This window comes from Pseudomonas sp. R1-6, assembly GCF_051132115.1.
Classification (GTDB): domain Bacteria; phylum Pseudomonadota; class Gammaproteobacteria; order Pseudomonadales; family Pseudomonadaceae; genus Aquipseudomonas.
In genome coordinates, this window is sequence record NZ_CP071662.1 from 2,515,464 (window position 1) to 2,531,248 (window position 15,785).

General features: G+C 60.2%; 9 protein-coding genes and 2 pseudogenes. 2 read left to right on the forward strand and 9 right to left on the reverse strand.

Features of this window, described 5'->3' with window-relative positions:
- Positions 1-555: 555 nt before the first annotated feature.
- From J3P81_RS11550 to J3P81_RS11565, 4 genes are all read right to left on the reverse strand, one after another.
- A complete protein-coding gene (locus tag J3P81_RS11550) occupies positions 556-1,518 on the reverse strand; it encodes a D-2-hydroxyacid dehydrogenase family protein (RefSeq protein WP_434563858.1) in 963 nt (320 codons plus the stop codon).
- Between the two features lie 11 nt (positions 1,519-1,529).
- On the reverse strand, positions 1,530-2,561 hold the full coding sequence (locus tag J3P81_RS11555; RefSeq protein ID WP_434563860.1) for an alpha/beta fold hydrolase: 1,032 nt from the start codon (positions 2,559-2,561) through the stop codon (positions 1,530-1,532).
- Between the two features lie 86 nt (positions 2,562-2,647).
- Entirely contained in the window at positions 2,648-3,082 is a 435-nt protein-coding gene (locus J3P81_RS11560) for a YqaA family protein (RefSeq protein ID WP_434563862.1), read from the reverse strand.
- Entirely contained in the window at positions 3,082-3,528 is a 447-nt protein-coding gene (locus J3P81_RS11565; protein WP_420766811.1) for a DUF411 domain-containing protein, read from the reverse strand. Before J3P81_RS11565 ends, J3P81_RS11560 begins: the two co-directional genes overlap by 1 nt.
- Positions 3,529-3,793: 265 nt before the next feature.
- Here J3P81_RS11565 and J3P81_RS11570 point away from each other — a divergent pair, with 265 nt between their 5' ends.
- Positions 3,794-6,208, forward strand: a complete 2,415-nt coding sequence (locus J3P81_RS11570; RefSeq protein ID WP_434563864.1) for a hypothetical protein — start codon at positions 3,794-3,796, stop codon at positions 6,206-6,208.
- Between the two features lie 352 nt (positions 6,209-6,560).
- Positions 6,561-8,837, forward strand: coding sequence for a hypothetical protein (locus J3P81_RS11575; RefSeq protein WP_434563866.1), 2,277 nt, complete (start codon positions 6,561-6,563; stop codon positions 8,835-8,837).
- 172 nt (positions 8,838-9,009) lie between these two features.
- Here the strand turns inward: J3P81_RS11575 and J3P81_RS11580 are convergent.
- The 5 genes and pseudogenes from J3P81_RS11580 to J3P81_RS11600 form a co-directional block, all read right to left on the reverse strand.
- Positions 9,010-9,537 (reverse strand): annotated as a pseudogene (locus tag J3P81_RS11580) (methyl-accepting chemotaxis protein); the annotation flags it as partial.
- 378 nt (positions 9,538-9,915) lie between these two features.
- Positions 9,916-11,001 (reverse strand): annotated as a pseudogene (locus J3P81_RS11585) (cache domain-containing protein); the annotation flags it as partial.
- 105 nt (positions 11,002-11,106) lie between these two features.
- Positions 11,107-12,051, reverse strand: a complete 945-nt coding sequence (locus tag J3P81_RS11590) for a GNAT family N-acetyltransferase (RefSeq protein ID WP_434563868.1) — start codon at positions 12,049-12,051, stop codon at positions 11,107-11,109.
- A complete protein-coding gene (locus J3P81_RS11595; RefSeq protein WP_434563870.1) occupies positions 12,048-13,322 on the reverse strand; it encodes a phenylacetate--CoA ligase family protein in 1,275 nt (424 codons plus the stop codon). Before J3P81_RS11595 ends, J3P81_RS11590 begins: the two co-directional genes overlap by 4 nt.
- A gap of 48 nt (positions 13,323-13,370) precedes the next feature.
- Positions 13,371-15,785, reverse strand: a complete 2,415-nt coding sequence (locus J3P81_RS11600) for an acyl-CoA reductase (protein ID WP_434563872.1) — start codon at positions 15,783-15,785, stop codon at positions 13,371-13,373.

A 15,785-nucleotide genomic window follows, 5' to 3' on the forward strand; every position in this document is an offset into this window, starting at 1 on the left:
CGCTACGCAAGGAGAGCAAAGCGCTGCCCAATGCGGCGAAGCGAATCAGGTGAGGGGACCGTTGCAAGGAATGCTCCAGCCGTTGTTGCCCTTCCTCTAACCTGACCTTTCGCCGTTGTGAAAAGTTTCGACTTTTTTTCGTCCTGATGACCGGTCGGTTTTGCGCCCGGACCGGCAGTCTAGGTCAGAAGCTAGAGCGGTGCGGTTCGCTTCGTCGAATTGTCGGACAATCACATTTATTGTCGGCAATGTCTTACACGACGAAGGGGAATACGAGCCGACGAAATGCAGCCTCTTTGAAACATTCGTGTTGTAGGGAAAGGCGCTGGTTCAATCGCGTGCGCGGTTCAACAGCGCATCGCACCATAAAGGGGCGGGCAGGATGGAGGCGTTTTGATGGCTTTCAAGCAGGGTGCAGATGCTTCATGGTGGGAGCTGGGTGGGAGGGAGGCTGCTCGCGAAAGCGCCAGGTCAGACGACATCTCTTCTAACTGACACACCGTCTTCGTCGGCACGCCGCCCGGAAACGGCTCGCTCCCACAGGGACGGGCAAACTCAGGCTATCGGCTTCAACACCCGAATCGGCTTGCCTGCCGCCCAGGCCTGCAAGTCTTCGATCATCTGGCCGTAGAATTGCTGGTAATTCTGGCGGCTCACGTAACCCACGTGAGGTGTTGCCAGTACGTTGTCCAGCGTCCGGAACGGGTGGTCGGGCGGCAACGGTTCCTGGGCGAATACATCCAGGCCCGCCCCAGCCAGGCGTTTGTGCTGCAGCGCATCGATCAAGGCAGCCTCGTCCACGATCGGCCCGCGGGCAGTATTGATCAGCAACGCCCCAGGCTTCATCCAGCCCAGCGCCTGGGCATCGACCAGGCCCCGGGTGCGGTCACCGAGTACCAGGTGGATCGAGAGAATATCGGCCTGCTCGAACAGCGCTTGCTTGCTTACATAGGTGACGCCGGCATCGGTTGCCCGTTCGGCCGTCAAGTTCTCGCTCCAGGCGATCACTCGCATGCCGAACACTTGGCCGAACTGCGCCACGCGCGTGCCGATGCTGCCCAGGCCGAGGATTGCCAGGGTCTTGCCGTGCAAGTCGCCGCCCAGGCCCTGTTGCCAAAGCCCGGCACGCAACGCATTGGCTTCTGGGACGAGGTTGCGCGTCAGCGCCATGATCAGTGCCCAGGTCAGTTCGGGCGCGGCGTGCTTGTAGCTGTCGGTGCCACACACCTGGATACCCAGCGCGGCGGCAGCCTTGAGGTCTAGGGCGGCATTGCGCATGCCGCCGGTCAGCAATAGCTTGAGCTTGGACAAGCGGCGCAGCAGCGCTTCATCGAAACGCGTCCGTTCGCGCATCACGCAGATGACATCGAAGCCTTGCAGGCGCGCGGCCAGGGTGTCGTGGTCGGCGGGATAGTCATGCAGGAACGTCACCTGGCCGACGCTCTCCAGTGCGGACCAATCCACCACATCCCTTGCCACGTCCTGCCAATCATCGATGACTGCAATCTGCACCGCCATGAAATACCTCGTCAGAGAATGGGTTTGTCCAGCCAGCCCAGCAGGGCTTTGTGGAACCGGTCTGGTTCCTCCATCTGCGGCGCGTGACCCAGATTGGGGAATTCCACCAGTGTCGATCGAGGAATCAGCTGGGCGACCTGCTTGCCCAGCACGTCATATTTGCCCAACCTGGCCTTCACTGCCGGCGCAGCGATGTCGCTGCCAATGGCGGTGGTGTCGGACGTGCCGATCAGCAGCAGAGTCGGCGCCTTCAGGTCCTTGAACTCGTAGTAGACCGGCTGGGTGAAGATCATGTCGTAGATCAGCGCTGAATTCCATGCCACCTGCTTATGTCCCGGGCCTTTGTTCAATCCGGCCAGCATGTCCACCCAACGCTCGTACTCCGGCTTCCAGCGACCGCCATAGTATGTATTGCGCTCGTAGGTACGGATGCCGTCGGCGCTGAGTTTCAGCTCGCGTTCATACCATTGGTCCACGCTGCGGTAGGGAACGCCGAGGGCCTTCCAGTCTTCGAGCCCGATGGGATTGACCATCGCCAGGCGTTCGACCTGATCGGGAAATTGCAGCGCATAGCGGGTGGCAAGCATGCCACCGGTGGAGTGGCCCAGCACGATGGCTTTCTGCACACCCAGGGTCTTGAGCAGCGCGTTGGTGTTGTTCGCCAGTTGGTGAAAGCTGTACTGGTAGTGGTCTGGCTTGCTCGAGGTGCAGAAGCCGATCTGGTCCGGCGCGATGACCCGGTAGCCAGCCTCGCTGAGGGTCTTGATCGAGTCGCCCCAGGTCGCGGCGCAGAAATTCTTGCCGTGCATCAGCACGACACTGCGACCGTTGGCCTTGCCTTGGGCGGGCACGTCCATGTAGCCCATCTGCAATGTTTTGCCCTGAGACTGCAAGGAAAAGTGCTTGAGGGTGTAGGGGTATTTGAAGCCTTCGAGCTGAGGGCCATAGGCCGGACCTTCGGGCGGGTTCTCGGCCTGGGCGAACAGCGGCAGGGCAGCGAGCAAGAACAGGCTGGACTTCCAGCGGGTAGTCAAACGCGGCATTGTCAAACTCCTTTAGGCAACCGACCGATCCTGGAACGGCTGGATTATGGCGACATTAATCACAGGCAACCGAACCGTGGGAACGTTCAACCCATCCAGCCCAGGGTTGCGAGCACGAGTACGCCATAACGCAGGCCTTTGGCGAGGGTGACCATCAACAGAAAGCGTCGCCACGGTTCACCCATCACGCCCGCCACCAGCGTCAGGGGATCGCCAATGATGGGCACCCAGCTCAGCAGCAGCGACCAATAGCCATAGCGCTGGTAATGCTGGCGGGCCTTGTCCAGGTGAGACGGGCTGACAGGGAACCAACGGCGGTCCTTGAACTGCTCAACGCGGGTCCCTAGCCACCAGTTCACCAGTGAGCCCAACACATTGCCCAAGGTGGCGACCCCCAGCCACAGCCAGACCGCGTGGCGCTCGCTGAGTACCAGGCCGATCAGCAGCGCTTCCGATTGCAGCGGCAACAGGGTCGCCGCGCCAAATGCCGCCAGGAACAGCCCGACATATGCCTCGGGCATCAGTGGGCTGGATAGTCCGCCACGACGGTTTGGGAGCCGTCCTTTTTCTGCCCGATCACCTGATAGGCATCACTCATGCCGTCCATTTCCATGCCCGGCGAGCCCATCGGCATGCCTGGCGCGGCAATGCCGAGCAGATCGTCGCGTTTGCTTAACGCCAGCACCTGCTCGGCGGGAACGTGACCCTCGACGAATTTGCCGTTGATCTCGGCGGTGTGACAGGAACGCAGGTTGGGCGCGACGCCCAGGCGCTGCTTGACCGCACTCATGTCGGCTTCGACATGGTCATTGACCTTAAGACCGTTGGCTTGCAGATGGGAGATCCATTTCTTGCAACAGCCGCAATTGGCGTCGCGGTGTACATCGATGGTGACCGGCTCGGCAGCCTGGGCCAGGGCAGAGGTGAAAACGGCGCTCAGTGCGAGCAGGTGCAGGGGATTGGCCATGGGTCAGGTCTCTTGGCGAACGGCTTTGGATGGAAGGATAACAGAGTAGCGGCGGTGGCCTGACAGCAGGCTGAAGGGCGGATGACGGAACTATCAGTTGGCAGCGGCCCCGGTGAACATAGCGATCACATTCGTTCGCGATTCTGTAAGCCCTGCCGCTCGTCCAGATTTGGCGCATACCTGTAGGTTCTGACAGTAGCCGATGTTGCTTGCCTGATGTGTGATGGCTCATGCCGAAAGGCCAACCATCTGCCAGGTAAAAATCATGGATATCCCAGCTTCAGCCTTGAGCCATCCCTTCGAACTGTATCCAGTGCATATTCCTGGGTGGGTGACATTTTTACAGCCGCCAAATATCGCGCACGGCGGCATTCCTAAAAGCATCTATGACGACCGGCTTCAGGGACTGCAATGCGTGATCAATCCATTGACCGATCTCAAAAGCGGCCCTTGGATAATGGCGGCGTTTGATCACGTCGACTTGTACGTCAATGGAATACGGAGCACCGGGGCAGGGCACACCGTTCAGCCGGGAGATGAAGCTAAGTTCATCGTCCTGTACCTTCCCCATGGGGAGTTAAGAGACGGGGTCAACGCCCTGCACTACAGAGTGACGCGCCTGAGCGGGAATTTCGACGACTCGATCTCTTTGGACGTGCTCTATCACCTTAGGGCGCCCGGTGAACCCGCCCCCCAGAACATGGATCTGGTGATCCCGCCCGACGTGATCAGCGATGGGGTCAGCGCTGACAGGGCGGCGCAAGGGGTGAAGTTTGGTTTTACTTATGGCAACCGGCGAGATTTCGATCGCATCGAGTTTCGGATAGGCGCGGTGGCTAAACCTTACGATGTGCCGAGTGCTCCGGCTCCGGCGGAATATACGCTGTTCACCGACACCTTCAGAGACGTGGGAGACGGCGCCTTTACTGCGGTCCAGTTCAAGGTGACCGATCAACTGGGTAACTCCAACCTGTCGTCTGACAAATATATTGATGTCCACCTGGACCGGCAGTTGACCTTGGCACCGCCTTCGGTGAAAGAGGCCAGCGGCGCGTCCTTGAACCCGGTCAACGCCAAGGACACCCTGACCATCGTCGTGCCGGTCAACGCCGAGTTGCTTCCCACGGACAAACTGACGGTGACCTGGACGGGCGCACCGGGAACCCCAGCCGGCGGCTCACACACCTCGGGTGAATCGTTGGTCAGCGCCGGGTTGGAAATCCCGATTCCCAACAGTGTGGTCGCGTTTAACCTGGGCAGGTCGGTGACGGTGTCCTATGCGGTGATTCGAGGCAGCGAAGCCCCTGTGGCGTCACCGCCCTTTGCCTTGGCGATACAGCCCCTGGCTCCAGGTGATCTTGAACTCGGCAAGCCAAGGATCCTGGAAGCCGCCAATAATGGCGAGGGCAGCGAACTGAACCTGGCTTCCATCATTGCGAATGTCACCTGCTGGTTCGGTACCTGGCCCCTGATTGCCGTTGACCAGGACGTGTGGCTGCGTTTCAAGGGCACGAAGGCCGATAACACCACGCCTTACAACCTCGATATCTGGGTGCCAAAGCCGCCGACTAAAGGGCCTAGGGTCAATCAAGGTTGGGTCAACAACGGTTTCTATCAGCCAGGACCCTTGGGCAACTCTTACAACTACCTGAAGGACCTGAAAGACGGCAGCACGCTGACCGTGGAGTTCAAGGCGGATTTCAGCAAGACCATCGACGAGGCCAATGCAATAACGTTTCCGCAGCGTACTTACACCGTCAAATCAATTGTGGTGGTGACGCCGACGATCACATCCGTGAAAGGCCAACCCAGCAATGGCGAAATCCCGGACGGGACCAACACCGTGGAAACCTCGGTGATCCTTAGCGGCACGGCCACGGCTGGCATGGACGTCGAGATTTTCGAGGGCCCGGACTCCAGGGGCACCTTCGTTGCGACTGGCGGCACTTGGACAACCACGGCCATCACCGTGGCGCTTGGGAGTCGCAGTTTTACCGCCAAGACCAAATATGGCGCTGAACCGGTGTCAGATGCGCGTACCTTTACCGTGGTCGCGGCTCAGAAGCCGGTAATCAGCTCGGTGAAAGGCCAACCCAGCAATGCCGAAATCCCCAACGAGACCACCACCGTGGAAACCTCGGTGATCCTCAGCGGCACGGCCACGGCTGGCATGGACGTCGAGATCTTCGAGGGCCAGGACTCCAGGGGCACCTTCGTTGCGACTGGCGGTACTTGGACAACCACGGCCATCGCCGTGGCGCTTGGCGGTCGCAGTTTTACCGCCAAGGCCAAATATGGCGTAGAACCGGTTTCAGATGCGCGTACCTTTACCGTCAGAGCTGCAGGCCCTTTCTGTACATTTACGATTATGTATGGAGGCACCACCCGGGTGTACCAGCCTAATACAACGAATAATAAGCTTCCGATAGGAATCGGTACCTTTCCGGTAAACGTAGACATACAAGTACATCGGGCCCCAGACGCATCGACTCCAAATGACGCGACATTCGGGATAACTGGAGGTGGGGACCTTTATTATCTGTCCGGAATGAGATCGTTAACGGTTGGTACTCATCGCCGGCCACTTTCGGCACTCGCTCGGCAGCCGGGGACATATGAAATCCGCGCAGCTCCCAACGGCGCGTGGCCCCGCACGTATTGGGGGATTGTCTATGCATGAACATACAGAAATAGCGCATCGTTTTTGGGTTTAGCGTTGGTTTCAGTTGATGTACAGGAAAAACGGGGGGCGCTGGTAAGCAAGAAAGCCTGCCACTCGTCCAAATCTCATCCATACCTGTAGGTTCTGACAGTAGCCGATGTTGCTTGCCTGATGTGTGATGGCTCATGCCGAAAGGCCAATCATCTGCCAGGTAAAAATCATGGATATTCCAGCCTCAGCCTTGAGCCATCCCTTCGAACTGTATCCAGTGCATATTCCTGGGTGGGTGACATTTTTATAGCCGCCAAATATTGCGCACGGCGGCATTCCTAAAAGCATCTATGACGACCGGCTTCAGGGACTGCAATGCGTGATCAATCCATTGACCGATCTCAAAAGCGGCCCTTGGATAATGGCGGCGTTTGATCACGTCGATTTGTACGTCAATGGAATACGGAGCACCGGGGCAGGGCATACCGTTCAGCCGGGAGATGAAGCTAAGTTCATCGTCCTGTACCTTCCCCATGGGGAGTTAAGAGACGGGGTCAACACCCTGCACTACAGAGTGACGCGCCTGAGCGGGAATCCCGACGACTCGATCTCTTTGGACGTGCTCTATCACCTTAGGGCGCCCGGTGAACCCGCCCCCCAGAACATGGATCTGGTGATCCCGCCCGACGTGATCAGCGATGGGGTCAGTGCTGACAGGGCGGCGCAAGGGGTGAAGTTTGGTTTTACTTATGGCAACCGGCGAGATTTCGATCGCATCGAGTTTCGGATAGGCGCGGTGGCTAAACCTTACGATGTGCCGAGTGCTCCGGCTCCGGCGGAATATACGCTGCTCACCGACACCTTCAGAGACGTGGGAGACGGCGCCTTTACTGCGGTCCAGTTCAAGGTGACCGATCAACTGGGTAACTCCAACCTGTCGTCTGACAAATATATTGATGTCCACCTGGACCGGCAGTTGACCTTGGCACCGCCTTCAGTGAAAGAGGCCAGCGGCGCGTCCTTGAACCCGGTCAACGCCAAGGACACCCTGACCATCGTCGTGCCGGTCAACGCCGAGTTGCTGCCCACGGACAAACTGACGGTGACCTGGACGGGCGCACCGGGAACCCCAGCCGGCGGCTCACACACCTCAGGCGAATCGTTGGTCAGTGCGGGGTTGGAAATCCCGATTCCCAACAGTGTGGTCGCGTTTAACCTGGGCAGGTCGGTGACGGTGTCCTATGCGGTGATTCGAGGCAGCGAAGCCCCTGTGGCGTCACCGCCCTTTGCCTTGGCGATACAGCCCCTGGCTCCAGGTGATCTTGAACTCGGCAAGCCAAGGATCCTGGAAGCCGCCAATAATGGCGAGGGCAGCGAACTGAACCTGGCTTCCATCAGTGCGAATGTCACCTGCTGGTTCGGTACCTGGCCCCTGATTGCCGTTGACCAGGACGTGTGGCTGCGTTTCAAGGGCACGAAGGCCGATAACACCACGCCTTACAACCTCGATATCTGGGTGCCAAAGCCGCCAACTAAAGGGCCTAGGGTCAATCAAGGTTGGGTCAACAACGTTTTCTATCAGCCAGGACCCTTGGGCAACTCTTACAACTTCCTGAAGGACCTGAAAGACGGCAGCACGCTGACCGTGGAGTTCAAGGCGGATTTCAGCAAGACCATCGACGAGGCCAATGCAATAACGTTTCCGCAGCGTACTTACACCGTCAAATCAATTGTGATGGTGACGCCGACGATCACCTCTGTGAGGGGCCAGCCGAGCAACGCTGAGATTCCGGACAACAGCAACACGGTGGAGAGCAGCGTGATATTGAGCGGTGCCGCCTCGGTAGGGCAAAAGATTGAACTGTTCGACGGAAACACGTCCATAGGAGAATTTATGGCTGTCGCTGGTAACTGGACCAGCACGGCAATTACGGTGGCGGTCGGTGAACATAACTTCAAGGCCACAGGCCTTTACGGTGATCGTCCGACGTCGGCTGTTCGTCGTCTTAGGGTGATAGAACCCTTAGTGATAGATAACCGCATCGCCAATCTTGATGGCTTCTTCCTGTACTACAACGGAGCACGAAACAGCACACCGATGCCGGCGGGCACAACCGTTACTCGCACCCCCTCGCGTGGAAATCCTCCGTATGCATACAGCACGTCAAATACCGGTGTTGCCACTGTGAATGATCAGGGGGTCGTGGTCGGTGGAGGAAACGGCGAGGCGATCATTACGATAACCGACGCCTACGGGCAAACTGCGTCATATACAGTGAGCCGCTCAAATGCTTGGACACTAAGATCGACACGCTCCATTCGAGGCGGCCAGGCGCAGGGCTGGGCAAACGGTCAGGGCGCGCAAAGTTCTTTTAACCAAAATCCATATCCCGATGGCGGCACTATGCAGGCAATCCGCACTTATTATGAGCGGGACCTAGGCTGGAACTACAACAACTGGACCGGCCGCTATGATAGCGGTAATCCATTATGGCCGTGTTTTGCAAACATCTATCAAGGCACCAAATCTACATCGACCATTGAAAGTTATTTAGGCGCTTATTGTCGGGTGCCTTATAACCAAGGCACATTGTTGCTTTCAGAGCGAACTGAGTTGGGTGAGCCCCCCGAGCCACCTGAGCCATCTGGAAGTTAACCCGGTCGGGGCTCGCTGGGCTGTGTCCAAGCGCCACCTTCGCCTTCGTCGATGGGCTTGGAGAGGCCGCTTTCAATCGCCACAGCGGCAGGCGCAATGCCCTTTAACGTTGAACTGAAAGGGGGCCTGCTATCAACCCTGACAGGAGGCCCCCTTTTACTCAGGCGATGTTTCAGCGAACCTTGAACCGCCCCATGATCGCATTCACCCGGCTGTTGGCTTCCAGCAACTGACGGGTGTTGTTCTCGCTGGCCAGGCCGCTTTCCACCAGCTCTTCGACCATGTGCCGGATCTGCACCATGCTCCGGTTGATCTCTTCGGTCACTGCACTTTGCTGCTCTGCGGCGGTGGCGATCTGGGTGCTGAGGCTGTTGATCTGGCTGACGGAGCCGGCCATTTCGTCCAGGCCCGAGTTCACTCGGGAGGTGGCGTCGGCAGCCGATTGGCAACTGGTCTGGGTGTTTTCCATGGCCGCGACCGACGAGCTCACGCCTTGGGTCAGGCGCGTCAGCATTTCGTTGATCTCCGAAGTGCTGGCCTGGGTGCGGGCGGCGAGGGCGCGGACTTCGTCGGCGACCACCGCGAAGCCACGGCCTTGCTCGCCAGCCCGGGCGGCTTCGATGGCGGCGTTGAGCGCCAGCAGGTTGGTCTGCCCGGCGATGGCCCCGATCACACCGAGGATCTCGGTGATGCGCTGCGCATCCTGCTGCATGCTCTCGACCTTGTGGGTGGCGCTGGCCACTTCCTCGATCAACGCGACGACACTGTTCGATGCCTCGCCGACAACGACGCGGGAGCGATCGGCATGTTCATTGGCCCGCTGGGTGAAGGCGGCCGTCTCAGCGGCGTTCTGTGCCACGCTTTCGGCCGTGGAACTCATTTCGGTGATGGCCGTTACCGTCTGGTCGGTCTCCGAGGCATGGCGCATCAGGATTTCACTGGTGTGGGCCGAAGTCTGCTGCAGCTTGTCCAGGCTAGATGCCATGGCGCCGGTGGCCTGGGTGACTTCGCCGATCATGTCTTGCAGGTACGCGATAAAGCGGTTGACCGAATGACCGATGGCGCCCAGTTCGTCTTCTGCGCGGATGGTGATGCGGCGGGTCAGGTCGGCGTCGCCCGTGGACAGCGCATCGATGTTGCCCTTGAGCACTTTCATGCGGTTGGTCAATTGGCGGATCGCATACAGCTGCATCAGCACCAACAGGATCACCATGGGTATCTGCAACAGGCTCAGCGTGTTCAATACGTCATCACGTTGGGCTTTGATCAGGCGGGTCGGCAGGGCAGTGGCGAGGAACCAGGGCGAGCCTTCGATAGGCCGCATGAAGAAGGTGCTGGCTTCACCGTTGTTGTCGAATTCGACGCGCTGCGGTTGGTCACGGTTCGCCAGGCCAGCCTTGACCTGGGCGGCGAATGGCGAGCCAGCCGCCAGTTCGCTGATGTTCTTGAGCACGATCGGGCCGCTGATCCGCGAGCTGTTGCTGATGATCTTGCCGTCGCTTTCCACGATCAGCATCTCGGCGTTCAGTTCTGCTTCCTTGCGTGCGATCAGCTCGTTGAAAAAGCCGAGGGTCACGTCGATGGTGGAGACGCCATACGGCGCGCCATTCTTCTGGATGGCCATGGCGCAGTTGGTCCGGGGTTCGGCGCTCGCGTCGTCCTTGTAGGCTGCCGCCCAGGCGCATTTGCCAGGGGGAGTGGCCATGCCGCCCTTGTGCCAGGGTTGCTCGTAGTAGTTCGGCGCAGCATCGCTGTTCCAGAAGGTGTTGACGATCAGCTTGCCGGAAGCGTCGCGGTGCCAGAACGTGCTGAATTTGCTGCGACCTTCGGCGCGCTGGTTGGGCAAAGGCCAGATCCCGCCGCCGAACACTTTCAGCTCACCGTACTGGTCCACCAGGCCTGGCAGTACCTTGTCGATGGCATCGCTGTCGAGCAAGGGGATGGTCTGGGTAATGCTGCGTTGCTGGGCCTGGACCTTGTTCAGTTCGCCCTGGATCTGCTCGGCGACCTCGGCAATGCGGTTCAGCGCCACTTGTTCCTCGGTGTGGCGCAGCTTGGGTGCGACGAGGTAACTGATGCCGACGACCGTCAGGATGGATAACACCAGAATGAACAGAACCAAAAACAACGTGTAGCGGGCCTGAATGGTGCGCAATGAGGGCATGTGGGTGTTCCTTGCACGGGGCGACTTTCGGAAGCAAATGGGATGAACGTTCCAATATATGTCGGCTTCTCTGCCAGGAGCTTGAGTGTGGGGCCTGACCAGCCGTCAGGCGGCGGAATGGGCCTGGGCGTTTTTCCAGGTTTGAGCGTGAGCCTGCAATTCATCGTGAAGGCGTTGCATGGGGGCCGAGTGCAGGCTGAGCCTGCGCGGATGTGCAACTCGGTGGAACAGCGCCTGCCAACCTTGCCCGGCGTCCGTGGGCATCATCCCAGTGAAGAAAAAACCCGCAGCCAGCAGCAGCTGGTGGTCGGCGCAAAAGTGTCGACCGAGGCCGATTCGGACCGAAAGCGGCCAATGGGCCGGCAAGCGCCGAAGCTGCCCGACGAGGCATGTATCCACCCGATCCGCCACGATCTCGATCCGGCCGGGTAAATGGCTAAGCCGCAACGGATGAATGCCCTGCGGCCTATCCACAAGGGTGGTCCCGAAACGCGTTTCCAAAGCGCCCATCAGCCATTGGTGGGGCGCGGGCCATTGAAGACGTGGCAGCGGTCGAGGGTGGTCGCCGATCACTTGGCAGCCGATCACGATGGTTTCGGCCTGGTCCGTGGCGAACGGAGAGGGCACGAAGTCGGGTAGCAGGCCGACGTCATGAAAACCCAGTCGTTGGGACAGCCGTTGGCTGTAGGGATGGCTGGTGACCTGCTTGATCGATAGCCTGGCGAGCCCGAGCTGCCGGCAACCGTCCAGTAATTGTTGCCCCAGCCGCGAGGCGATCTGCCTGCCCTGCAACTCGGGGTCCACCGCAACCAGCGCCAGCTCGGCATCTTGAGTGGCGTGTCCCTGGCGGCACAACGCGGCATGACCGACCACGCGCCCGTCGACCACCGCCACCTGCGAATGCCAGCGCCCCTTGAGATTGTGCTGGCAGATCATTTGCGGCATGTAGACGTCAGGGGAGACGTAGTGATCGCCGTACACCCGACGAAACAGCTCGCACGTACCGGCGCTGTCGGTGGCTTGGAACGGCCTGAATACCAGAAGGCTCATCCAGCATCCTCCGCTGCCCGCGAACCGTATACCCGACGATCGATGATCGACAGGTGCTTGCCGGAACGAGGGTGGCGCTCCAGGTCCTGTGCGGTACAGGCCTGGGTATCCACGTGAAGTCGATCGAGGCCTGGATATTGCTCGATCAAGGCCGCTTTAAGCGCATGGGATCGCGTTGGGCCTGCATCCTCGGCTTTTTCCGGCAGCCACTTGAGCAACACGCAGTCATTGCCCTGGCTGTGCTCGATGATCAGTTGCCACTGCACACCGCCGGCCACGCGCCGCGCGATGTCGCTTATTTCTTCGGGAAACAGCGACAACACGCCAACGCGTACGCGCCGGCTCTCTGCGCTGCGTCCTCGAAGGGCGAATTTGCGCCCCGGCGTGCCTGCCGGCTCGCACCAACTGGCGCGGTCTCCCACCGGGTATCGGACAATGGGCATGAGGGTCCGGTTGAAATTCGTCACCACCAGGTTTCCGGCTTGGCCAATGGCCTCGATAGCTTCCCCGCTCAGGTCGTCGACGATTTCCACCCGCGTGTGCTGATCGAATACCCGGTGCTCGCCCAAGCCGCAATCAGGCGTGCTCGCACCTACCAGTCCGGCATCCACGCTGGCGTATCCGATGGACGCGAAACGCGCGCCCGGGAAGGCGCGCTTCAATGTCGGCATCTGGCTTTCGAACAGGTTCTCCCCGCCAAAGAGCACGGTGGTGATCTGTGGCAGCCTGCGCCCTTTGCCAATGACATGGCTGGCGAAGGCCAGCAAGTGCGCAGGCACGCCGACGAGTACGTTGATGCGGTGTCCAGCAATGGCGTCGGCCAACACATCGAGTTCCACCGAGCCGGAGAAGGGAAACTCGGTAATCGCAACATCGACGCTGCACAGGGCGCCGTGGATGAACAGGAAACTGGCGTAGAGATCCCCCGAGAAAAACAGATTGGCAATGCGATCCCCCGCAGCCAATTGGGCTGTCAAGCTGCGACCGAAGCAATCGAGCATCAGTTGCCATTCTGCGTGGGTATACACCGATAACTTGCCTTCGCTGGTCGTACCGCCGGTCTTGAAGACCAGTGCGTCCTTAACGCGGCTGGTCAACACCGGCCAATGGTCCAGGTCGTGGCTGTCTTTCCAATACTCGCTGAGATTGACGATCGGCAACTGGTGGAACTCGCAGCCATGGATGGGTAGATGGCTCAGCTGCGTGCGATAGAACATCGAATGCGTGCGGATATGGTTGAGCCATTGGTCGTAGGTTAATGGGGCGCTCATCGGAATATTCTCAAGGCTATGGGTCGGCTTATCGGGTACCGGGCGAAATCAACGGCCGGCTAACCTGCAATCGATCACCAGCGGGACTTTGCCGCTGTGCTTGTTATGTTCGAACCGCTCAACCGGGCAGTGCTCGACGTCCAGGGCCAGCAACCCGGCGTTGACCGACGTGCGCAGCGCTGCGAGGCCCAGCACCTGGCGCCGAACCGTTTCGGCGTCGCCATCGGTACGAATCAGCAAACGCTCACCGCCACAGCCCGCATGGCTCAGAACGATCTGGATGGCCGTCTGCGCGTGCTCGGACAGGTCCCGGGTATTGATGGACTCGGTGGCGATGCGCACCAGTTGGCCGTGGCGCTCGCGCAGCTGGAATCTGGGCGACTCCAGGCCACACGCGCATGGGCCGGGTAGCCAGCGCCCTAGGTCGCCGACTTCGTATCGCTGGAGCGGGCGCGCCTGGCGTACGCGGGAGGTGAACAGCAAGCGCCCGATACCATCAGGCCCGACCGGCATATCCCGTTCCAGGTCAACGATTTCCAAGGATTGGATATCTTCCATCAGATGAAACACACCGTCGCCACTGGCTATGCAGGCATGCCCGAGGGGGCCCGCATCGACGCTGCCGTAGATTGCCGAGCGAACGCAGGTGACGCCGCATTGCTCGAACAGGAGACGACAGTCCTGCCCCAGGTGTTCGCCACCAAGCATGATCTTGCGCACACCGCCGTAGCCTTGAAGGACTGATTGCTGGCTTGAGAACAGACGATGCAACGTGCTGGGCATGCCCATGAGCGTGTTGATTCGATGCTCGACGATCAACTGCGCAATCTCTGCAAAGTTGTCATCTGGCGGCGCACTCATCGGGTAATGCACGACATCCATCTGTTCGAGGATCTTGGTGAAACTGAGGAACCCGCCGTACAGGCTGCCGCCATAGAACAGGTTCATCACTCGATCGTACGTCGGGTCGAGCCCCGCGGCGCGCAGCCCATCGGCGGCGGCCCGCATGTGGCGGTCGAAATCACGATGGCTATAGGGGGACAAAACCGGCGCGCCGCTGCTGCCGCCGGAACGGAAGAACAGCTGTGCCTGAGGGGCCGGGGGCAGCGCCACGAACGCTGCTTTGTCCATGATGGGCGTCGAAGGGGTCAGCGCCAATGGGCTCGCGGCGGCATCCAGCGTGACGCGATGGCTGGCAATGCCTGCATCAAGGCTGACCGATACCCGGCGACTCAATCGTTGCAGCCCGTAGACCCCATCGTGGGGCTCGCCGTCGTAACCTTGCTGGATTTCTCCCGTGGAGGTCACCCGGCCAACCCCAGCGGTCATCAGGCGCCGAACCAGCCCAGGAGCGCGTTCCGGCTCGCAGATGAGGGCGCAGCTCTGCAGCACATTGCGCCATGGCAGCAAGGTTTCGGCGAGCAGCACTTGCGGCATCGGCCGTAGCAGGAGCGTGCGAAACAATGGCGAAGGTTGCAGTGCGCGGTGGTGCTCCCAGAGAATGCGCCAGCCATTGCCCGTCCAGACCTGGCCGGTTTCGTTGGCAAAGCTGAAGTCCAGGCGGGCCAGTGCCGTACGGGTGGTGATCTCACAGGCTTCGGCGGCGGTGGTCTCCAGGGTGGGCCAGCGCCCGGTCCGGCGTTCGAACGCGGCGGCCAGGGCGCTTCCCACTGCTTGCAATTGCCCAGGATCATCGCTGTCCACCAGCAGCCATTGCGGGCTGGAGCAGGCCTGCTGGTCGAGGCGGCAGACTTCGTCCACCAGCGCATCCAAGGCCTGCTCGCTGGCGGCCAGAGGCGTGATATAGGCGAAGCTGATCCGGTGGCCCCAATCGATCCAGCGACAACCCGTTGGAATGCGCTCGCGCAATGCCTTCAAGGCAGCTTCGCCGCCCCAGGCACTGACGCCATTGGCAACGGCAAAAAGACGCCCGGTTTGTTCAGAGGGCACCGGCAATACCGCCAGATAACCACGTAACCGGCCGCCTGGATCGCACGCCAGGAACGCCGCTAGGAGTTGCGCCGTCAGGTCGCCCTCGCGGGTGCTGGGGCGCAGCCAATTGACGTTGCCCGCAAGTAGGCCTTCCAGCACCGCGCAAAACCCCAGCAACGGCGAGTTGCCCGGCGTGACATGAACCACCAGGCCCAAGGGCTGCCAACTCTCGAAGGGCCCGTCGCAATAATCGATTCGCCGTAGCGAACGTGCATCGACGCCCAGCTCCCGTTCCAGCTTGAAGCTCAACGACTTGCGGGCGCAGAAAGCAATCAGGGCCTGACGCTGGTCCTCGTCCAGCAGCGGGCTTCGGTCTGCCGCACGCAGCCATTGCGCGAACGCCTCGGCACAGTCGATCACCTCCTCGCTGCGAGGTGGCGTTTCCAGCAAGACGGGCAGTTGCGCTTGGAGGCGTTCAAGCGCTGCATCGAGCGGCAGCCCGGCGTTCAGTTGGCCGTTGATGAGGTACAT